We start from the raw sequence: 20,358 nt of genomic DNA, 5'->3' as shown, positions 1-20,358 counted from the left end.
CTTATTAACAGCAACATAACAGTAAGCGCCGATTTTGATCGCTCACAAATCTACGGTTCCGTTGACATATATCAAATTTCATTGTAGCACGTTAACTATTTTGTGAAAAATACTTATAAGATTGCCAGCTTAAGTCACAATCTGCCTGATTTGGATACGATTCAGCAGCGCAAACGGGTGCAATGAACACGGAACGTCATTTAGCAATAGCCGTTATATAATGCATTGATATTAAAGCATATGTAATGGTTTTTTTTGTTTTTACCGTTTTTTAGGCCTGACCCGCGTTTTTTACCGTAATGTGGCGCTCGAATGTTTCATTTCTGTTAAGTTAAAAGAGGTATGGGAGGGCGGGGCATACTCGGTATCGCACGTCCGCCAGCCATTTTCTCTTCTTTGGAGGTTTTGTGCAGTTTTTTATTGTGCTGGTCGCGCCAGCCCGCCCAGAGAACGTGGGGGCGGCCGCCAGAGCCATGAAAACCATGGGATTTCATTCACTGCGTATCGTTGACAGTCAGGCGCACCTTGAGCCTGGTGCACGCCGGGTGGCGCACGGGGCCGGTGATATTCTGGATAATGTGACCTGCTACCCTACGCTTGCTGATGCGTTGGCCGACGTGGATTTTACCGTCGCGACGACGGCGCGCTCGCGAGCCAGGTTTCACTATTACTGCACGCCGGCAGAATTGCTCGGGCTGATGCAGGAGAAACAGCAGTGGGTTGGTTCGGCTGCGCTGGTGTTTGGCCGTGAAGATTCTGGCCTCACCAACGACGAGTTGGCGCTGGCGGATATATTGACAGGGGTGCCGATGCAAGCAGACTACCCATCACTGAATTTAGGACAAGCCGTCATGGTCTATTGTTACCAGTTGGCGCAACTGATGCAGGTACAGGCAGAGACTGCCGAAGCGGCTCAAGCTGGGCAGTTGGTCGCGCTGCGTCATCGGTTGGAAAAGCTGTTGGTGACGTTGCAAGTAGACGATGACGAGAAATTGCGTGACTGGTTAATGCAGCGCATTGGGCTGTTACAGCAGCGGGATACAGCCATGTTGCATACGCTGTTGCATGATATTGAGAAAGCACTGAAGTGAGATGAAAAAAAGAAATCCATTGACTTCATGTCGCGATTGCCTTAACTAATAGAGGATAGAAACCGATTTGTTGATCGAGAGTCCTTTACGCATGCGTCAAATCAGCCTGACCACCACCATTATTACCACCACCATTACTACCAGTAACGGTGCGGGCTGACGCGTAGATAAGAATCTGAAAAAGCCCGCACCTAAACAGTGCGGGCTTTTTTTTTACGGCGAAGAGCAGGTTCCGCCGACCCGGGCCGCCAGCGGCGGCAGCCAAAAGCGCACGGCGTGTTTTGGTGACTGAAACTCAGGAGAAGAGATAAAAATGCGAGTGTTGAAATTTGGCGGGACTTCCGTGGCGAATGCGGCACGTTTTGCGCGCGTTGCCGATATCATCGAGAGCAATGCGCGTCAGGGACAGGTAGCCACCGTGCTGTCTGCCCCGGCGAAAATCACCAATCACCTGGTGGCGATGATTGATAAAACCGTTGCTGGCCAAGATATTCTGCCGCATATCAACGATGCCGAAGCTATCTTTTCTTCTCTGCTGAAAGGGCTGGCGGAATCCCAGCCGGGTTTCCCGTATGAGCGCTTGTCCACGCTGGTACAACAAGAACTAGGCCAGTTGAAACAGGTTTTGCACGGCATTTCTCTGTTGGGGCAGTGCCCAGACAGCGTCAACGCCAGCATTATCTGCCGTGGCGAGAAACTCTCTATCGCTATCATGGAAGCGGTATTTCAGGCTCGCGGTTATCAGGTCTCGGTTATCGACCCGGTAAAACGCTTGCTGGCACAGGGGCATTATCTGGAGTCTACCGTGGATATCGCGGAATCCACGCGCCGTATCGCTGATCAAGGCATTCCTTCCGATCACGTCATTTTGATGGCAGGATTTACGGCGGGTAATGATAAAGGGGAACTGGTGGTACTGGGCCGCAACGGCTCTGATTATTCTGCCGCCGTGTTGGCCGCCTGTTTACGCGCTGACTGTTGTGAAATCTGGACTGACGTGGACGGTGTCTACACTTGTGACCCGCGTCAGGTGCCTGATGCGAGACTGCTGAAGTCGATGTCGTATCAGGAAGCGATGGAGCTTTCCTACTTCGGTGCCAAAGTACTTCACCCCCGCACCATCGCTCCCATCGCTCAGTTCCAAATTCCCTGCCTGATTAAAAATACCGAAAATCCCCAAGCGCCCGGCACCCTGATTGGTTTAGACAGCTCCGATACCCAATATCCGGTAAAAGGCATCACCAACCTGAACAATATGGCGATGTTTAACGTCTCCGGCCCCGGCATGAAGGGGATGGTGGGGATGGCGGCGCGCGTGTTTGCGGCGATGTCCCGTGCGGGCATTTCGGTGGTGCTGATCACGCAGTCCTCTTCCGAGTACAGCATCAGCTTCTGCGTGTCGCAAAGCGAACTGGCCCGTTCCAAGAAAACGCTGGAAGATGAATTCTATCTGGAACTGAAAGACGGTGTGCTGGAGCCGCTGGATATCACCGAACGTCTGGCGATCATTTCTGTAGTAGGCGACGGTATGCGCACGCTGCGCGGCCTTTCTGCCCGCCTGTTCTCCGCATTGGCCAGTGCCAATATCAACATCATCGCGATTGCGCAGGGGTCCTCTGAGCGCTCTATCTCGGTGGTGGTGGATAACGACGTGGCGGTGACGGGCGTGCGTGTGGCGCACCAGATGCTGTTTAATACCGATCAGGTGATCGATGTGTTCGTTATCGGCGTAGGTGGCGTAGGCGGTGCCTTGCTGGAGCAGATTCACCGCCAGCAGCCGTGGCTGAAGCAGAAACATATCGATCTGCGCGTCTGTGGAATTGCCAACTCCAAAGCCTTGCTGACCAATATTAACGGCATTGCGCTGGATTCATGGCGTGAAGCGCTGAATGAGGCGCGTGAACCCTTCAATCTGGGGCGCCTGATTCGTCTGGTGAAAGAGTATCATCTGCTTAACCCGGTTATCGTGGACTGTACCTCTAATCAGGCGGTGGCCGATCAGTATGCTGACTTCCTGGCCGATGGCTTCCATGTGGTTACGCCCAACAAAAAGGCTAACACCGGTTCCATGAGCTATTACCAGCAACTGCGCAGCGCTGCCGGTAAATCACGCCGTAAGTTCCTGTATGACACCAACGTTGGTGCCGGGCTTCCGGTGATTGAAAACCTGCAAAACCTGCTGAATGCCGGGGATGAACTGCTGCGTTTCACCGGCATTCTCTCGGGATCGCTCTCCTTTATCTTCGGTAAGCTGGATGAAGGAATGAGTTTGTCGCAGGCGACGTTGCAGGCGAAAGCCAATGGTTACACCGAGCCCGATCCACGTGACGATCTGTCCGGCATGGATGTGGCGCGCAAGTTGCTGATTCTGGCGCGTGAAGCGGGCTATAAGCTGGAACTGGCCGATATCGACGTAGAGTCGGTGCTGCCGCCGTCCTTTGATGCCTCGGGTGATGTCGACACCTTTATGGCGCGTTTACCCGAGTTGGATGTGCTATTCAGTGAAAAGGTGGCGCAAGCGCGGGAAGCAGGTAAAGTGTTGCGTTATGTCGGCGTGATTGAAGAAGGGCGCTGCAAAGTACAAATTAGCGCAGTGGGCGGTAACGATCCGCTGTTCAAAGTGAAAGACGGTGAGAATGCGCTGGCGTTCTATAGCCAGTATTACCAGCCATTGCCGCTGGTGCTGCGCGGTTATGGCGCGGGTAATGATGTGACAGCAGCCGGTGTGTTTGCCGATCTGTTGCGCACGCTGTCATGGAAGTCAGGAGTATAATGATGGTTAAAATTTATGCGCCCGCGTCGATCGGCAACGTCAGCGTTGGGTTTGATGTACTGGGCGCGGCGGTTACGCCTGTTGATGGCTCACTGTTGGGCGATTGCGTGACCGTAACGGCGGCTGAGCGCTTCAGCTTACGCAATGAAGGCCGTTTTGTCGGCAAACTGCCGAGTGAGCCGAAAGAGAACATTGTCTACCAGTGTTGGGAACGGTTTTGTCAGGAAGTGGGGAAAACCATTCCTGTCGCCATGACGCTGGAAAAGAACATGCCGATCGGTTCGGGTTTGGGGTCTAGCGCCTGTTCCGTGGTTGCGGGTCTGATGGCGATGAACGAATTTTGTGGCAAACCGCTGGATGATACGCGTTTGCTGGCGCTGATGGGTGAGCTGGAAGGGCGTATTTCCGGCAGCGTGCACTACGATAATGTCGCGCCGTGTTTCCTGGGCGGTATTCAACTGATGATCGAGCAAAACGGTATCATCAGCCAGCCAGTGCCTGCGTTTGACGATTGGCTGTGGGTGATGGCCTATCCGGGGATCAAAGTGTCCACGGCGGAAGCGCGTGCCATTCTGCCCGCGCAGTATCGCCGTCAGGATTGCATCAGCCATGGCCGTTATCTGGCGGGCTTTATTCACGCTTGTCACACCCGGCAGCCTGCGCTGGCGGCGGCGTTGATGCAGGATGTGATCGCCGAGCCGTACCGTACGCGCCTGCTGCCCGGCTTTGCCGATGCACGTCAGGCGGCAAAAGATATCGGTGCGCTGGCGTGCGGTATCTCCGGTTCTGGGCCGACGCTGTTTTCCGTGTGCGACGATATGGAAAAGGCGCAGCGTTTGGCCAGTTGGCTGCAAGATAACTATTTGCAGAACGATGAAGGGTTTGTTCATATTTGCCGTCTGGACACGACAGGCGCACGTCAATTGGGATAAGGCATGAAACTTTACAACTTAAAAGATCACAACGAGCAGGTCAGCTTCGCGCAGGCGATCAAACAGGGGCTTGGACGCCAGCAAGGGCTGTTCTTCCCGCTGGAACTGCCTGAGTTCAGTTCGACGGAAATCGATGACCTGCTGGAACTGGATCTGGTTACGCGCAGTAGCCGCATTCTTTCTGCCTATCTGGGGGATGAGATTGCGCCGGAAACCGTTTATCAACGTGTTAAAGCGGCGTTTACCTTCCCGGCTCCGGTTGCCACGGTCTCTGAAGACATTGCCTCTCTGGAGCTGTTCCACGGCCCGACGCTGGCGTTTAAGGATTTTGGCGGGCGCTTTATGGCGCAAATGCTGGCACAGGTTTCCAACGGAGAAAAAGTTACCATTTTGACGGCAACCTCCGGTGATACCGGTGCAGCGGTTGCACACGCGTTTTACGGTCTGGAAAACGTGCGAGTGGTGATTCTGTATCCACGCGGCAAAATCAGCCCGTTGCAGGAGAAGTTGTTCTGTACGCTGGGCGGTAACATCCATACCATCGCGATCGACAGCGATTTCGATGCGTGCCAGGCGTTGGTGAAGCAGGCGTTTGACGATGAAGAACTGAAACAGGCTATTGGCCTGAACTCAGCCAACTCCATCAATATCAGCCGCTTGTTGGCACAAATCTGCTATTACTTTGAAGCTGTGGCGCAGTTGCCTGCCGCCGCGCGTCAACAACTGGTGGTGTCAGTGCCGAGTGGCAACTTTGGTGATTTGACCGCTGGCCTGTTAGCTAAATCCCTTGGCTTACCGATCAAGCGCTTTATCGCTGCCACCAATGCCAACGACACCGTGCCACGTTATCTCAGCAACGGCGAATGGGCACCTAACCCGACAGTGGCAACGCTGTCTAACGCCATGGATGTCAGCCAGCCAAACAACTGGCCGCGCGTCGAGGAACTGTTCCGCCGTAAAAACTGGGCGCTGCCAACGCTGGGATTTGGTGCGGTGAGTGATGACGTGACCAAAGCGACCATGCATGAACTGGAAGCGCTGGGCTATACCTCTGAACCCCATGCGGCGATTGCTTATCGTCTGCTGCGCGACCAACTTCAGCCGGGCGAGTTCGGTTTGTTCCTGGGCACGGCGCATCCAGCGAAATTCAAAGAGAGCGTAGAAGCTATTCTGGATAAAACCTTGGATCTGCCGGAAGCACTGGCGCAGCGTGCGGATCTGGAATTGCTCTCGCACAACTTTGCACCCGATTTCGCACAACTGCGTCAGTTCCTGATGGCGTTGCCGGAATAATCCCTGTTGTTATAAGCGTTGTTGTTATAACCGCCGATGTTATAACTGTCGATGCTCATCGTTCCCCGCGCCGTGCGGGGAGCGATACCTTCACTGCGCGTGGCGCTTAAAGACAAGCTCCTGCTGGGTCGCACCATATTCCGCAAAGCGATAACCTTCCAGATTAAAATCTTGCAACTGCTCAACCTGCGTCAGCCGATTTTTGATAATAAAGCGGCTCATCAAACCGCGCGCCTTTTTAGCGTAGAAACTGATCACCTTGAATGTGCCGTTTTTCTCATCCAGAAACACCGGTTTTATCAGCGTTGCGTTAAGCTTTTTGACATTGACGGATTTGAAGTATTCATCTGACGCCAAATTAACGAGAATGTCATCCCCCTGTGCCTGTAGTGCCTGATTGAGGTGCTGCGTGATGATATCGCCCCAGAAGTGATAAAGATCTTTACCAGCCTTGTTCTCCAGCCGCGTACCCATTTCCAGACGATAGGGTTGCATCAGGTCCAGCGGACGCAGTACGCCATACAGCCCGGATAACATGCGCAGGTGCTGCTGGGCAAAATCGAAATCCGCCTCGCTGAAATCTTCTGCGGCAATCCCGGTATACACGTCGCCTTTGAAGGCCAACAGCGCTTGGCGCGCATTGTCGGGGGTGAAATGGGGCTGCCATTCACTAAAGCGTCCCGCGTTGAGATCCGCCAGTTTGTCACTGATGCCCATCAACGAGGCGATCTGTGCCGGTGTGAGCCGTTTACACTGTGCGATCAGTTCGCTGGCGTGGTCCAGCAACGCGGGCTGTGTGTAACGCTCGGTGGCTAACGAGCTGGTGTAATCCAGCGTTTTCGCTGGCGAAATGGTGATCAACATGGCATGGCTCCCCTGTTTTTGTTGCAAGTACTGTAGCAAAAAACACGGAAAAAAGGGGCGATGGCTGCAACAGGAAAAGGCTGTCTTGCGCGGGGGGCGGTGCGTGTTATTATCGAAACATAAGTAATTTATAAGTGCGAAACACAAGACGACGTTCATATACCCACAACGAGATATGCCAACATGACGGATAAACTGACTTCCTTACGCCAATTGACCACGGTCGTGGCTGATACCGGTGATATCGCCGCGATGAAGCTCTACAAACCGCAGGATGCTACCACCAACCCTTCCCTGATTCTGAACGCGGCGCAAATTCCTGAATACCGCTCTTTGATTGAAGACGCGGTGAAATGGGCGCGTGAGCAGAGCAGCAAACGGGAACAGCAGCTTGTCGATGCCACGGACAAACTGGCCGTCAATATTGGTCTGGAAATCCTGAAACTGATCCCGGGACGTATCTCTACGGAAGTGGACGCACGCCTCTCTTATGACACCGAAGCGAGCGTCGCCAAAGCCAAACATCTGATCAAGCTCTATAACGATGCGGGCATCAGTAACGATCGCATTCTGATCAAACTGGCTTCAACCTGGCAGGGCATCCGTGCCGCTGAGCAGTTGGAAAAAGAAGGCATCAACTGTAACCTGACGCTGCTGTTCTCTTTTGCACAAGCGCGTGCCTGTGCGGAAGCCGGTGTCTTCCTAATCTCTCCGTTTGTGGGCCGTATTCTGGACTGGTACAAAGCCAACACGGATAAGAAGGAGTACGCGCCGCAGGAAGATCCGGGCGTTATCTCCGTTACTGAAATCTACGAGTACTACAAAGCGCACGGTTATGAAACTGTGGTAATGGGTGCCAGCTTCCGTAACAGCGGCGAAATTCTTGAGCTGGCGGGCTGCGATCGCCTGACCATTGCGCCAGCGTTGCTGAAAGAGTTGTCGGAATCTACCGGTGATGTGCCGCGCAAACTGGCTTACAGCGGTGAGATCAAAGCGCGTCCGGCGAAAATGACGGAAGCCGAGTTCTACTGGCAGCACAATCAGGATCCGATGGCAGTGGATAAACTGGCAGACGGTATCCGCAAGTTTGCTATCGATCAGGGCAAGCTGGAAAAAATGATTGAAGATCTGCTGTAATTAACGCAGAAAACGCAAAAGGCCGGGTTTCCCCGGCCTTTTTGTACTTGCCGTTCAGGTTATAACGCAACGCGGTTACGCTCTCGTTTCGCCAGATAGAGTTTCTCATCGGCACGCTTCATCACCTGGGTAAGATCTTCCTGTGCGATGTGATATTCCACCAACCCGATACTGACGGAGAGCTTCATCTTCTGGCCCGATGACGAGGCGCTGGTGGCGTTGCTCACTGCCACTCTGGCCCGCTCAGCGACCCAGTAAGCGTCATCCAACGCGATATTGGGCAGAACGATGGCGAATTCATCACCGCCCAAACGGCCGAAGATCTCCTCTTTGCGAAACGAGTTTTTCAGGATGGTCGCTACGGTTTTCAGTGCGTCATCACCGCCGTCGTGACCCAGCGTGTCATTCACATTTTTAAAGTGATCGATATCGAGCAGGATGACGCAGGTTGGTCGCCGGGTCACATTGGCGATTTGCAGCACCTTGTTGGCTGCATGGTAAAAGGCATCGCGGCGCAGGTAGCCCGTCAAATCGTCGTAGCGCGCGGTAGTGGGTAGCTCAATCAGGTATTTTTTGGCAAACAGCGAGAGCGCGCTGCCCAACATGGCAGCGAGTAGCGCCATCAACGCGGAAATGAGCAGAGACGGGAACGCTCTCACGGTTTTATAAAGCGTCGGTTCACTCAATATGCCGGTGGTGCGGATGATAACACCGTGCAGTTCGTCCAGCGGCGACATCAGCGGAAAAATGGTGGTGTAGGTGCCTTTGCCTGCGTATTCGCCCATAGCGGGTAGCCTGTCTTTGCACAGGCGGAGAACAGTCATGTCGTTGAACGTTAAATCCAACTGAGATAAATGGGTGATGCATTCTGACAGTGTGTCACGTGTATTAAAGCCCAGCGTCCTGACGCGTACCTCCGTAAAATCACCGGTCAAAAAACGGATATCGCTGTTTTTGACCTCATCGCCAGTATTATAGGATTGGTAAATATGAATAATGCTATCAAGATTGTGTCGCTGCGTTTCCCATTCAACTTGGCGATCGTGGTAGATGACGAACAGAGCGGCAGAAAAAACCACATAACCAAAGAAAAAGAACGCAGATACCGGATGGGAGATGAGTTTGAGTAATTGATATTTCAGACCGGCCATGAATGTTTCCTTGGTACTCGCGCGTACAGCTGCCGCCAGCAATGCGCTAACATACTCAGTGTCGGCGCTAACTGACCGTGACTTTAAATATAAACGCAATCTTTTTTCTTTGGTGGCATAAAAACCCGCTTATCTCACATTATTACTGATAACCTAGCGCCTTAAACGGTGTGCTGCTCTCATGCATGAAAAAGATTGTTAAAATCAGATTTTAACTGACAGAGATGTTGTTATGAATGAATTGCGAATTGGTCTGTTATCCATCTCCGACCGTGCCTCAAGCGGGATATATCAGGATAAGGGCATCCCTGCATTACAGGAGTGGCTTGCGGCTGCGCTGACGACGCCCTTTGAGGTGGAATCCCGCCTGATTCCCGATGAGCAACCGTTAATTGAACAGGCCTTGTGTGAGCTGGTGGATGAACGTCAGTGTCATCTGGTGCTGACCACCGGTGGTACGGGGCCGGCACGACGCGATGTCACGCCGGATGCCACGCTGGCGGTGGCCGATCGAGAAATGCCGGGCTTTGGCGAACAGATGCGCCAGATCAGCTTGCGCTTTGTGCCTACGGCGATTTTATCGCGCCAGGTGGGGGTGATTCGTAAACAGGCATTAATCCTGAACCTGCCGGGACAACCCAAATCTATCAAAGAGACGCTGGAAGGGCTGAAGGATGATACGGGAAACGTAGTGGTGCCAGGAATTTTTGCCAGTGTACCGTATTGTATACAGTTGCTGGAAGGGCCTTATGTCGAAACCGATCCGCGAGTGGTAGCAGCATTTCGCCCTAAGAGTGCGATCCGCGACACAAAAAGCTAAAATTGACCCATTTTAAACATAAGCTACAGCTTCGCTGGAGTGTAAAATTTTAGTCGTTATAGTAATCTTAGCTTTACACAAAGACGGCAAATTATTTTTCTCTCACTCTGGCCTTATTCGGTAACTTATGAACGGTGATAACGCTCCATCACAATCATTTTCATCACAACAATCGTCAGCACAGCCCTTGCCACACAAACAGCGCCAACTGAACGGGCAGGATTACAAAACGCTCTCTCTGGCGGCGCTGGGTGGCGCGTTGGAGTTTTACGACTTCATCATTTTCGTCTTTTTCGCTGCGGTGATTGGCGAGCTGTTTTTCCCGCCTGATATTCCTGAGTGGCTGCGCCAGTTGCAAACCTTCGGCATCTTTGCCGCAGGCTATCTGGCCCGCCCGTTGGGGGGCATCATCATGGCCCACTTTGGCGATTTGGTGGGGCGTAAAAAGATGTTCAGCCTGAGTATCTTCCTGATGGCGGTGCCTACGCTCGCCATGGGGATGTTGCCGACCTATGAAAGTATGGGGATTGCAGCGCCAGTCTTGCTGCTGTTAATGCGTATTTTACAAGGTGCTGCGATTGGCGGTGAAGTGCCGGGAGCCTGGGTGTTTGTTTCTGAGCACGTGCCGCGTTCCCGCATTGGGCTGGCGTGTGGCATTCTGACGGCGGGGCTGACGCTCGGTATTTTGCTCGGTTCTGCGATTGCGACGCTGCTCAATAGCACATTAACCCCGCAGCAGATTGTCGGCGGCGGCTGGCGTATTCCGTTCTTCCTGGGCGGGATCTTTGGTTTCTTTGCCATGTATTTGCGTCGCTGGTTGCAAGAAACGCCGGTGTTTATGGAGATGCAGGCGCACAAACGTCTGGCGGACGAATTACCGCTTAAAGCGGTAGTGATGAAGCATAAAACGGCGGTTGTGGTGTCGATGTTGCTGACTTGGCTGCTCTCAGCCTGCATTGTGGTGGTGATCCTGATGGCTCCGACCTATTTGCAAAAAGCACACGGTATCCCCGCGTCTATGGCATTGCAGGCCAACTGTCTGGCTACCATCACTCTGATGATTGGCTGCGTGTCCGTCGGGATGATCGTCGATCGTATCGGCGCCGGTAAAACGTTTATTTTTGGCAGCATTCTGCTGGCGGCGGGCTGTGCTTTCTTCTATCTAGTGGCGGCGCGCGATCCCTCGTTGCTGTTCTTAGGGTATGCGGTTGCGGGATTATGCGTTGGCGTCGTTGGTGCGGTGCCTTATGTGATGGTGCAAGCGTTCCCGCCAGAAGTGCGTTTTTCGGGCATCTCTTTCTCTTACAACGTCTCTTATGCGATTTTCGGTGGCCTGACGCCGATAAGCGTTACGTTGATGATGCAGATAACGCCTATCGCACCCGCCGTTTATGTGCTGGCGCTGTCCGGGCTTGGCTTGCTGCTGGGGCTTTATCTTTATCAGACACAGTCGCGCCGTCGTGTGGTGCTCACCGAGTCGGCACCGAGCCTGTAGTATTCCGCGCATTCTCTGTGGCAAGAAAACAAAAAGCCCGGCGCATGCGCTGGGCTTTTTGTTGCGGGCTTTTTATTGCGAGTAGTGCGAGGCGCTTAGTGTGCCGCGCCGCGTGCACCAATCGGCAGTACCGTACGGCCAAACTGTGCGTTCAGCACTTCTGCCATTGCCAGATAAATGGCGCTGGCACCGCAAATAATGCCTTCGTAGCCCGCGATGGTCAGCAGGCCGTGGTTACCAGTGAAGTTACCGATAGCTAGCAGGGCAAACAGCAGCGTCAGGCTGGCAAATACGAACTGCAACGCACGGTTGGCGCACAGCGTGCCGAAGAACATAAACAGGGTGAAAACACCCCACAGACCCAGAAATACCCCGAGGAACTGTGCGTCACTGGCTTCTGCCAGACCCATTTTCGGCAGCATCAGAATGCCGACCAGCGTCAACCAGAATGCACCGTAAGAGGTGAATGCGGTCACGCCAAAGGTGTTGCCTTTCTTGTATTCCAACAGCCCTGCGATGATCTGGGCGATGCCGCCGTAGAAAATCCCCATGCTGAGAATAATAGAAGAAAGTGGGAAAAAGCCTGCGTTATGCAGGTTAAGAAGAATGGTGGTCATCCCGAAGCCCATCAGTCCTAACGGACCGGGATTCGCCAGCGAGTTCGTTTGCATAAATCCTCAGAATACAATAGTGGAGTTGTGTAGCTTGCTCGATGCCGCGCTCTGTCGGTGTTTCCTGATCTCTGGCGAGCTGTCCTTGCTCGTCGTTCCGATAGACCCTTGCTGTCTCACTGTGAACGCTATTTAACTGTGCAAGCAATGTCACAATCAAAGCGCTGTAACGGTAAAAACAACGCAACGGTGAAATTTTCTAAAAAAATTTTAATTGCGGCGCGGCATAATAGCGGGACGATTGCGCGGATACAACAAGGCGCAAGAGGAATAGTTTGATCATAAAGGGGATCGCCTGCATTTTTTTTTCGCTCCCCCCCTTGAGGAGTAAATTGTCGTCCCCATCTTATTTCCAACCGAAACGGTTTGACCTCTTGTAACGGGATGTGCTGGCAGCGTGAGTTTGCCTGGCGCATCGAAGAACGCCGTGTGGATGAGGAGACCTCGTGAGGGCAAAAATTGAATAATTGCACCTTGCTGAGTTGAAAACCCCCTTTTCGCCCGCATAGTAGGTTGAACGACCACACCGAATATGACTTTTTAGTGGAGATGTTTAGATGGGTAAGATTATTGGTATCGACCTGGGTACAACCAACTCTTGTGTAGCGATTATGGACGGTACGCAGGTTAAAGTACTGGAAAACAGCGAAGGCGACCGCACAACGCCTTCTATTATTGCTTATACGCAAGATGGTGAAATTCTGGTTGGCCAGCCCGCTAAACGTCAGGCTGTGACTAACCCGAAAAACACCCTGTTTGCTATCAAGCGTCTGATTGGCCGTCGCTTCAAAGATGAAGAAGTACAGCGTGATACCAACATCATGCCGTACAACATCGTTGCAGCAGATAACGGTGACGCCTGGCTGGAAGTGAAGGATCAGAAAATGGCACCGCCGCAGATCTCTGCTGAAGTGCTGAAAAAAATGAAGAAAACGGCAGAAGACTACCTCGGTGAAACGATCACTGAAGCCGTTATCACCGTGCCAGCGTATTTCAACGATGCGCAACGTCAGGCAACCAAAGATGCAGGCCGTATCGCGGGTCTGGAAGTAAAACGTATCATCAACGAACCGACAGCGGCTGCGCTGGCGTACGGTCTTGATAAAGAAGTGGGCAACCGTACCATTGCGGTTTACGACCTGGGCGGCGGTACGTTTGATATTTCCATCATCGAAATCGATGAAGTTGACGGCGAAAAAACTTTTGAAGTACTGGCAACCAACGGTGATACCCACCTGGGTGGCGAAGACTTCGACAGCCGTATGATCAACTATCTGGTTGACGAATTTAAGAAAGAGCAAGGCTTCGACCTGCGCAACGATCCGTTGGCGATGCAGCGCCTGAAAGAAGCCGCAGAAAAAGCGAAAATTGAGCTGTCTTCTGCGCAACAGACCGACGTTAACCTGCCGTACATCACGGCGGATGCGACCGGTCCGAAACACCTGAACATCAAAGTGACGCGTGCCAAGTTGGAGTCGCTGGTAGAAGAGTTGGTGACCCGTTCTCTGGAGCCGTTGAAAGTTGCATTGCAGGATGCCGGGCTGTCCGTTTCTGACGTACAGGACGTGATTCTGGTGGGTGGTCAAACCCGTATGCCGCTGGTGCAGAAGAAAGTGGCTGACTTCTTTGGCAAAGAACCGCGCAAAGACGTTAACCCGGATGAGGCTGTGGCGATCGGTGCTGCGGTGCAGGGCGGTGTGTTGGCCGGTGACGTTAAAGACGTGCTGCTGCTGGACGTTACCCCGCTGTCACTGGGTATCGAAACCATGGGTGGCGTGATGACGCCGCTGATCACCAAAAACACCACTATCCCGACCAAACACAGCCAGGTGTTCTCTACGGCGGAAGATAACCAGTCCGCGGTAACCATCCATGTGTTGCAGGGTGAACGTAAACGTGCGCACGACAACAAATCACTGGGTCAGTTTAACCTGGATGGTATTCAGGGCGCGCCGCGCGGTATGCCGCAGATTGAAGTGACTTTTGACATCGATGCCGACGGTATCCTGCACGTTTCCGCTAAAGACAAAAACAGCGGCCGCGAGCAGAACATCACCATCAAAGCCTCTTCTGGCTTGAACGAAGATGAAATCCAGAAGATGGTACGCGATGCAGAAGCGAATGCGGAAGCAGACCGTAAATTTGAAGAGCTGGTACAGGCGCGCAATCAGGGCGATCACCTGCTGCATAGCACCCGTAAACAGCTGGAAGAGTCTGGCGACAAGCTGGCCGCTAATGATAAAACCGCGATTGAAGATGCCCTGAAAGCGTTGGAAAGTGCGCTGAAAGGTGAAGATAAAGCGGAAATCGAAGCGAAGATCCAAACGTTGATCGAAGCGTCTGCCAAACTGCTGGAAGCATCGCAACAGCAGGCACAAGCTGGCGCAGGTGCAGGCAGTGCAGATGACGCTGCGCGCAAAGAAGACGACGTTGTAGACGCTGAATTCGAAGAAGTGAAAGACAAAAAATAATCGCCCTTAGGCGGGCGCAACAACGGTGATAAGCCGTTGCTGGCAAACCAGGCACGGGCGTCGAGGAAACTCTGCGCCCGTGCACGCATGTTGAGGGCAGGAAAAAACATGGCGAAGCAAGATTATTACGAAGCGCTAGGCGTTGCCAAAGACGCCGATGAGCGAGAGATCAAAAAGGCCTATAAGCGCCTGGCGATGAAGTTTCACCCGGACCGTAACCCCGGTGATAAAGACGCTGAAGCAAAATTTAAAGAGATCAAAGAAGCCTATGAAATTCTGACGGATGCGCAGAAACGGGCGGCTTACGATCAATACGGTCATGCCGCGTTCGAACAAGGCGGTATGGGCGGCGGCGGCGGACCTGGCGGTTTCGGCGGCGCAGATTTTGGCGATATCTTTGGCGACGTATTCGGCGATATTTTCGGCGGTGGACGTCGTCAACGTGCCAGCCGCGGGGCCGATTTACGCTATAACATGGAGTTGACGCTGGAAGAAGCGGTTCGTGGCGTCGCCAAAGAGATCCGCATTCCGGCGCTTGAAGAGTGCGACTCCTGCCATGGCAGTGGCGCAAAACCGGGCAGCTCGCCGGTAACCTGCCCAACGTGTCATGGCAATGGTCAGGTGCAGATGCGTCAAGGGTTCTTTACCGTTCAGCAAACCTGTCCGCACTGTCATGGTCGTGGCAAGATAATCAAAGATCCTTGCAACAAGTGTCATGGTCATGGTCGCGTTGAAACCAGCAAAACGCTGTCGGTGAAAATCCCTGCGGGCGTGGATACAGGCGATCGTATCCGCTTGTCCGGTGAAGGTGAGGCTGGAGAGCACGGTGCACCTGCGGGCGATCTGTACGTTCAGGTGCAGGTAAAACAGCATCCTATCTTCCAGCGTGAAGAGAACAATCTCTATTGTGAAGTTCCCATCAACTTTGCTATGGCTGCCATGGGCGGTGAGATTGAAGTGCCGACGCTGGATGGCCGTGTGAAATTGAAGGTGCCAGCGGAAACGCAAACCGGAAAATTGTTCCGCATGCGTGGCAAAGGTGTGAAATCGGTACGCGGCGGTGCGCAGGGCGATCTGCTGTGTCGCGTGGTGGTTGAAACGCCGGTTAATCTTAATGAGCGCCAGAAGCAACTGCTAAAAGAGCTGGAAGAGAGCTTTGGTGGGCCCTCTGGAGAGAAAAACAGCCCTCGCTCTAAAAGTTTCTTTGATGGTGTGAAGAAGTTTTTCGATGATCTGACCCGCTAAGGTTACAGGATCAAGCAAAAAAGCCGGTGATGCATCACCGGTTTTTTTATGTCCATCGTTCCCATCAACATGGCCCTCATCGATTAAACCGATATCCCTACGCTTGCTAATGACTTATTTGAGCCGATATCATTGGATTTTATAGGGAAATAATTAGGGAAAATAATGAGACTGGGAAAAATAGTGTTATTTTCGGCACTGGTAGCCTGCTATGCAAATGTTCAGGCCGCCGGATTTAACTGCTCGCTCGAAAACCTCAATGAAACTGAAAAAACAATATGCAGTACGCCTGCGCTGAGCGGTATCGACTCCATTGCGAATGCGTTATACCATCGCGATGGAGAATAGCGTTGCTAAAGGTTCTCTAATGAGGGAACAACGCGAATGGCTGGCACAAAGAAATGCGTGCGGCACTAACGTTGACTGCATAAAATCTGAATACCAGCAGCAGATTCGCTATCTTGAAATGGTTCATCCATTTTCCTCTGTCCAAAATTTATTTGGCAAATGGCTGGATAAACCGTTAGAAAAAGGGATGAAAACCGCGTCGGGGTTCGCCATTGAGGAAGCGCCGTGGAAGATAAAAAGGCTGTTTCGTTTTCACGGTGAGGTACGGCAGTATGATAAAAGTAATGATGGTTACTGGCGTCTGTTAACGCATCGGATTATCAATGGTGATTTAGCCATATTTTTTGCGGTGGCGAATTCGACCAATACCAAAATCTACATGTACACCGATGCGGCACCTCACCGCAATGACTTAACGCTGGTTGCGCTTTTTGATTACAAGATGAGCACCGTATATACCCCGGTGGTGAGCTATCATGTCACGGACGACAATATCCTTAGCTATTCCATCAGTTACGGTCGCGGTGATTACCATTATGAAAAGCAATTTGAGATAGAAGTATCTGATAAAGGGCTATCAGCCCCTAAATAAGTCCCTGCAACCACCGTCAGAGATTACGATGAGGAAGGGGGGGGGGCGTGGACGGGATATTGTGGTATTGACACCTGCACCAGCCGAGGTGGTTCTCCCGATGGAAAATGGCGTATTGCGGCAACGGACAGTATTTACTATTTCCCATCAGAACGGCCCGATCTCGGTGTTGATGTTTTTCTTCCTCAATTAGATCCAAATGATAATAAATCATCGCAATGGGCTTACGATCGTCGTTATACGTGGGGGGATAAAAATTCGTTCTATTTTGATAATGATGGTGGTGTTGCCTGCGTTTGGAAAACCGATATCGAAAAGAAAACGACGACAAGAATATTGCCCGTTGAAGGCTTGGTGCATCCTTATTATATAAAATATAAGGGTAAGGATTACATTGTTGCCAGACACCTATCTTATGAAGGTGAATATGGAAATAGGGGCCGCGATGGTTATCTTGATGGATACTATATTGCTAAGGAAGCAATAACGCTATTTTTTCCAGGTAATGGTCTTTCTCAACAATGGCGCGAGATTTCGCGCCATATTTATTTCTTGATGAAGTTTAGTGGTTTACGGTCTGCATTTTAAGGGATGAAGCTTCCAGTCTCTTTTTGAGTTCATCCATGACTGAGTTATATTGTGGTGTCGTTTCAGGTTTTATACCTTTCTTTTCACGTACCACTGGGGCTGTACTTACAGTATCCGTCTGAATGATTCTTGGCGGTACATACGATGCGGGTGGCATCGGCGGCGGTGGCGGCGGCATCCCCATTTGACCCGGTTTTATCGGCGCTGGCGGCGTGAATGTGCTCAGCGAGACAGATGTTGGCGCAGGTGTGGCAATGAGAGGCTTTTTAATCGGCAAAGGGCGACCTGCTGCTAAACGGCTATTCAGATCCTGTAGGAGTTTACCGTGTTTTCTCACGAAACTGTCTGAAGGTATAAACTTTATTGCAATGTTTGACGCTTTTTGAAAATCATGTTTTATACTGCCAGTAGACGTGTTTTTTGTCGATGCTGGCGGTAAGGGGGGCATGAACTTTTTCATCAATGTGCCAATGTTACTTGATATGGCTCGCATATGGCCTCCTAAAAGCGAGATTAATTTTTAAAAATTAAATGAAATATTAATTGAGTGAAAATTGTACCGCTTTAATAATCCGCTGAATCCATAGCGTTAATAAGCGATGCCCCCTTCAAAACGTTCAGATATCTTCACCAGACTATCGTCGAAATTGTCGGGAGAATATTTCACTAAGTTTTGTAATTTAACTTTCAACGCCGAGTCGTTATCCCTATCCGAGGATGGAAAGCTCTCAAGCTTGGGTTTTAAATGCTTTGATAACGTCTCTATTTCTGCCATTAGCCGATTGTGCGCATGTTTTGACAGTTGGTCTTTAATTTCCGGGTTCATCAAGGCATCGGGATAGTGTCGAGTTACTGCGTCTAGCATTGGTCTGATATACGGATTCGCGCCAGCGCCCGTCGGCGTGAAGGCTTTATCACGCTGTGGAGCGTTGCCTGAAAGCCCTGCGTCCTGTGCGGCGCTGCCTATGGTATGTAGGTAGGCATTACGAATGCCGTCACACAATCCTTTATGGTAGGCAATTTGCGCAGCGGCTGAGAGAACGTTTCCATCATGGCGTGCGTGGCCTTTGGTTTTTAACAGATGATTCAGCACCGCTTCGTGGCTAACGATTTCAAGCTCCGTGTGTGGATACGGCATATTATTTGCGCGTGCGTCAGCGGAACCCCGTTGATGCTGAGTAATTTTTTGCGTTACGGCATCAAGAGCCTGTAGCGATCCCGTGGCCAGACTGACATTGCATCCCTTCTGATAGGCCGTGGCAACCGTATCTTGCAGACTGTTCCTGAGCAAACTGCGACCCGCCATTTTGACTATCCCTTTCTGCAACAGCGTGACGATGTGGCTCATGCCAAACGCTTTCACCATCGGTTTGTCTTTTATTTTTTCTAGCTTGTCCAACGCACCGGTGACTTTTGTCTGGGCTTGCTGTGGCTGCGATGTTTGAGCATGGGAGTGCGCCTGCCGAATTTCCTGTTGCGCATCAGCGGGAAGGGTATTGAGCAGTTGGCTCTGAACGGGTTTGGCGCTGTGTTCCAGACGCTTTAAGAAGTTGTCTTTATGGTTGCTATAGATAGCGCACAGGGCTGAGTCGATTGCCTGGCTGGCATAGTGGCTATCTGCCATGCCCTTTTCAACAATCCCAAATTCCGTTACGGCGCTATCGACAAGGGTTTTGGCTTTTGTCAGTGCTTCCCGGCTGATGGTGTTGGTTACCAGTGCGGTTGCCGTATGCTGCGTGGGTGGTCGACCCATAATCGGCCCCGAGATGGCCTGTCGGGTCAATCGTTTTCCTGTGTCCAGTTTCCGTAAATGACTCTTATTGATCTGCTGCTCAGCTTCGCGTGCGAGGGTAGCCATGATTTTTTGTCGAGCGGAATGCGCATGGGTTGGTTTTGCTGCGCGAGCCTGTTGCCCTGTACCCGGGGGTTGAGACGCAGCTGCGGCCTGTTTTGACTGATTAAACATAGCCATCGCACGCACATTGATACACTGCGTGAAGGGGTTGATAAACTGTACTAACGCGTTATTTTTGGGCTGCGGTATCACCCCGTCTGTAGCAGGTTTGCCGCTCGGCACGTTGGCGAGTTGTGCTCTGTTGCCAAGCCCGTTCAAGGCGTTTAACCCAGGGGGGCTTTGTGATGTTATCAGTGCCGCTTGTTGTGTTTTTGGCTCATGGTTTGTCAAAATGATGGGGGAAGATTTTTTGGCTACTGGCGCTACCATAGAGAACCTCATGAATTCTGGATGCTGTATGCGCGCCAGCATAAAGTAGCGGTTAATTTCGACTATAAAAAAAGCGCCTTACAGATTGAATCATCATAAGGAGAGGGTAAGGGCGAGGTAACGCTAGGGGAAACATGCGGGATATGCTTTGAATGCGTAGAAACAAAAAAACCGGCCAGAGCCGGTTTTTTCTTACAACGAGGAAGACAGATGTCTACGCAAGTAATGATTACAGTGCGTTGATCTGAGCAGCCAGGTTGGATTTATGACGAGATGCTTTGTTCTTGTGGATCAGACCTTTGCTAGCCTGACGATCCACAATCGGTTGCATGTCGTTAAACGCTTTTTGTGCAGCTTCTTTATCGCCAGTAGCGATCGCGGCGTATACTTTCTTGATGAAAGTACGCATCATGGAACGACGGCTAGCGTTGTGCTTGCGACGCTTCTCAGACTGTACGGCGCGTTTCTTAGCTGATTTGATATTAGCCAAGGTCCAACTCCCAAATATATTCTATCGAGGACAATTCAAAGGCCGAGGAATATGCCCGTTTAGCCTTCGTTTGTCAATGGATTTGTGCAAATAAGCGCCGTTTGTACGCCGACGCTTGTTACGTTGTGATGGCGCAGGATTTTAACAGCTTCGCGCTCGGGAATACAGCGTTT

The 20,358-nt window shown here is 51.7% G+C and carries 18 protein-coding genes and 1 other annotated feature; of the genes, 11 read left to right on the top strand and 7 right to left on the bottom strand.

Annotated features, from left to right (window positions below):
- Positions 1-407 precede the first annotated feature (407 nt).
- The 5 genes from J5224_RS02060 to thrC all read left to right on the top strand — a co-directional run bounded on the left by J5224_RS02060 (position 408) and on the right by thrC (position 6,089).
- Positions 408-1,091 carry a tRNA/rRNA methyltransferase gene (locus J5224_RS02060; RefSeq protein ID WP_264623773.1) on the top strand — a complete coding sequence of 228 codons (684 nt, stop codon included), beginning with the start codon at positions 408-410 and terminating at the stop codon, positions 1,089-1,091.
- Positions 1,092-1,158: 67 nt separating this feature from the next.
- Positions 1,159-1,251, top strand: coding sequence for a thr operon leader peptide (thrL, locus tag J5224_RS02055; RefSeq protein ID WP_264623772.1), 93 nt, complete (start codon positions 1,159-1,161; stop codon positions 1,249-1,251).
- Positions 1,190-1,306, top strand: a sequence feature (Thr leader region). It overlaps the preceding gene by 62 nt.
- Before the next feature lie 98 nt (positions 1,307-1,404).
- Complete coding sequence (gene thrA, locus J5224_RS02050; protein ID WP_264623771.1) at positions 1,405-3,864, top strand: bifunctional aspartate kinase/homoserine dehydrogenase I; 2,460 nt, start codon at positions 1,405-1,407, stop codon at positions 3,862-3,864.
- Between the two features lie 2 nt (positions 3,865-3,866).
- Complete coding sequence (gene thrB, locus J5224_RS02045; RefSeq protein WP_264623869.1) at positions 3,867-4,796, top strand: homoserine kinase; 930 nt, start codon at positions 3,867-3,869, stop codon at positions 4,794-4,796.
- Positions 4,797-4,799: 3 nt separating this feature from the next.
- Positions 4,800-6,089: a threonine synthase gene (gene thrC / locus J5224_RS02040; protein WP_264623770.1), complete on the top strand. Its 1,290-nt coding sequence runs from the start codon at positions 4,800-4,802 to the stop codon at positions 6,087-6,089.
- A gap of 90 nt (positions 6,090-6,179) precedes the next feature.
- Here thrC and yaaA read toward each other — a convergent pair whose 3' ends face one another.
- Positions 6,180-6,953 carry a peroxide stress protein YaaA gene (gene yaaA, locus J5224_RS02035; protein WP_264623769.1) on the bottom strand — a complete coding sequence of 258 codons (774 nt, stop codon included), beginning with the start codon at positions 6,951-6,953 and terminating at the stop codon, positions 6,180-6,182.
- Positions 6,954-7,136: 183 nt separating this feature from the next.
- Between yaaA and tal the strand changes: the two genes are divergently transcribed.
- Complete coding sequence (gene tal, locus J5224_RS02030) at positions 7,137-8,090, top strand: transaldolase (RefSeq protein WP_222158259.1); 954 nt, start codon at positions 7,137-7,139, stop codon at positions 8,088-8,090.
- A 59-nt stretch (positions 8,091-8,149) separates the two neighbouring features.
- On the opposite strand, the gene J5224_RS02025 is transcribed toward tal, so the two are convergent.
- Positions 8,150-9,241, bottom strand: coding sequence for a GGDEF domain-containing protein (locus J5224_RS02025; RefSeq protein WP_264623768.1), 1,092 nt, complete (start codon positions 9,239-9,241; stop codon positions 8,150-8,152).
- Positions 9,242-9,473: 232 nt separating this feature from the next.
- Between J5224_RS02025 and mog the strand changes: the two genes are divergently transcribed.
- A complete protein-coding gene (gene mog, locus J5224_RS02020) occupies positions 9,474-10,061 on the top strand; it encodes a molybdopterin adenylyltransferase (protein ID WP_264623767.1) in 588 nt (195 codons plus the stop codon).
- A 127-nt stretch (positions 10,062-10,188) separates the two neighbouring features.
- Entirely contained in the window at positions 10,189-11,556 is a 1,368-nt protein-coding gene (locus tag J5224_RS02015) for an MFS transporter (protein WP_264623766.1), read from the top strand.
- A gap of 95 nt (positions 11,557-11,651) precedes the next feature.
- Here the strand turns inward: J5224_RS02015 and satP are convergent, their stop codons facing one another.
- Both satP and J5224_RS02005 read right to left on the bottom strand, forming a co-directional pair.
- Positions 11,652-12,227, bottom strand: coding sequence for an acetate uptake transporter (gene satP / locus J5224_RS02010; RefSeq protein WP_222158255.1), 576 nt, complete (start codon positions 12,225-12,227; stop codon positions 11,652-11,654).
- Between the two features lie 128 nt (positions 12,228-12,355).
- Positions 12,356-12,643 carry a hypothetical protein gene (locus tag J5224_RS02005; RefSeq protein ID WP_264623765.1) on the bottom strand — a complete coding sequence of 96 codons (288 nt, stop codon included), beginning with the start codon at positions 12,641-12,643 and terminating at the stop codon, positions 12,356-12,358.
- 141 nt (positions 12,644-12,784) lie between these two features.
- Here J5224_RS02005 and dnaK point away from each other — a divergent pair, with 141 nt between their 5' ends.
- From dnaK to J5224_RS01990, 3 genes are all read left to right on the top strand, one after another.
- Positions 12,785-14,698, top strand: a complete 1,914-nt coding sequence (gene dnaK / locus J5224_RS02000) for a molecular chaperone DnaK (RefSeq protein WP_264623764.1) — start codon at positions 12,785-12,787, stop codon at positions 14,696-14,698.
- A 108-nt stretch (positions 14,699-14,806) separates the two neighbouring features.
- Positions 14,807-15,943: a molecular chaperone DnaJ gene (dnaJ, locus tag J5224_RS01995; protein ID WP_264623763.1), complete on the top strand. Its 1,137-nt coding sequence runs from the start codon at positions 14,807-14,809 to the stop codon at positions 15,941-15,943.
- A gap of 319 nt (positions 15,944-16,262) precedes the next feature.
- Positions 16,263-16,883 (top strand): hypothetical protein, encoded by a 621-nt coding sequence (locus J5224_RS01990; protein ID WP_264623762.1) that lies wholly within the window; start codon positions 16,263-16,265, stop codon positions 16,881-16,883.
- A gap of 562 nt (positions 16,884-17,445) precedes the next feature.
- On the opposite strand, the gene J5224_RS01985 is transcribed toward J5224_RS01990, so the two are convergent.
- From J5224_RS01985 to rpsT, 3 genes are all read right to left on the bottom strand, one after another.
- Positions 17,446-17,931: a hypothetical protein gene (locus J5224_RS01985; protein WP_264623761.1), complete on the bottom strand. Its 486-nt coding sequence runs from the start codon at positions 17,929-17,931 to the stop codon at positions 17,446-17,448.
- 129 nt (positions 17,932-18,060) lie between these two features.
- Complete coding sequence (locus tag J5224_RS01980; RefSeq protein ID WP_264623760.1) at positions 18,061-19,695, bottom strand: hypothetical protein; 1,635 nt, start codon at positions 19,693-19,695, stop codon at positions 18,061-18,063.
- Positions 19,696-19,924: 229 nt separating this feature from the next.
- On the bottom strand, positions 19,925-20,185 hold the full coding sequence (gene rpsT, locus J5224_RS01975; protein WP_222158249.1) for a 30S ribosomal protein S20: 261 nt from the start codon (positions 20,183-20,185) through the stop codon (positions 19,925-19,927).
- Between the last annotated feature and the right edge of the window lie 173 nt (positions 20,186-20,358).

It is taken from the genome of Candidatus Symbiopectobacterium sp. NZEC135 (assembly GCF_025962695.1).
Note: the sequence above shows the minus strand (reverse complement) of the source record. Positions and strands in the feature narration are given on the sequence as shown.

Coding starts and splice junctions, on each gene's coding strand:
- thrA (WP_264623771.1), top strand. CDS start 1,405: ATGCGAGTGTTGAAATTTGGCGGGACTTCCGTGGCGAATGCGGCACGT.
- thrB (WP_264623869.1), top strand. CDS start 3,867: ATGGTTAAAATTTATGCGCCCGCGTCGATCGGCAACGTCAGCGTTGGG.
- thrC (WP_264623770.1), top strand. CDS start 4,800: ATGAAACTTTACAACTTAAAAGATCACAACGAGCAGGTCAGCTTCGCG.
- yaaA (WP_264623769.1), bottom strand. CDS start 6,953: ATGTTGATCACCATTTCGCCAGCGAAAACGCTGGATTACACCAGCTCG.
- tal (WP_222158259.1), top strand. CDS start 7,137: ATGACGGATAAACTGACTTCCTTACGCCAATTGACCACGGTCGTGGCT.
- J5224_RS02025 (WP_264623768.1), bottom strand. CDS start 9,241: ATGGCCGGTCTGAAATATCAATTACTCAAACTCATCTCCCATCCGGTA.
- mog (WP_264623767.1), top strand. CDS start 9,474: ATGAATGAATTGCGAATTGGTCTGTTATCCATCTCCGACCGTGCCTCA.
- J5224_RS02015 (WP_264623766.1), top strand. CDS start 10,189: ATGAACGGTGATAACGCTCCATCACAATCATTTTCATCACAACAATCG.
- satP (WP_222158255.1), bottom strand. CDS start 12,227: ATGCAAACGAACTCGCTGGCGAATCCCGGTCCGTTAGGACTGATGGGC.
- J5224_RS02005 (WP_264623765.1), bottom strand. CDS start 12,643: ATGCGCCAGGCAAACTCACGCTGCCAGCACATCCCGTTACAAGAGGTC.
- dnaK (WP_264623764.1), top strand. CDS start 12,785: ATGGGTAAGATTATTGGTATCGACCTGGGTACAACCAACTCTTGTGTA.
- dnaJ (WP_264623763.1), top strand. CDS start 14,807: ATGGCGAAGCAAGATTATTACGAAGCGCTAGGCGTTGCCAAAGACGCC.
- J5224_RS01990 (WP_264623762.1), top strand. CDS start 16,263: ATGCGTTATACCATCGCGATGGAGAATAGCGTTGCTAAAGGTTCTCTA.
- J5224_RS01985 (WP_264623761.1), bottom strand. CDS start 17,931: ATGAAAAAGTTCATGCCCCCCTTACCGCCAGCATCGACAAAAAACACG.
- J5224_RS01980 (WP_264623760.1), bottom strand. CDS start 19,695: ATGGTAGCGCCAGTAGCCAAAAAATCTTCCCCCATCATTTTGACAAAC.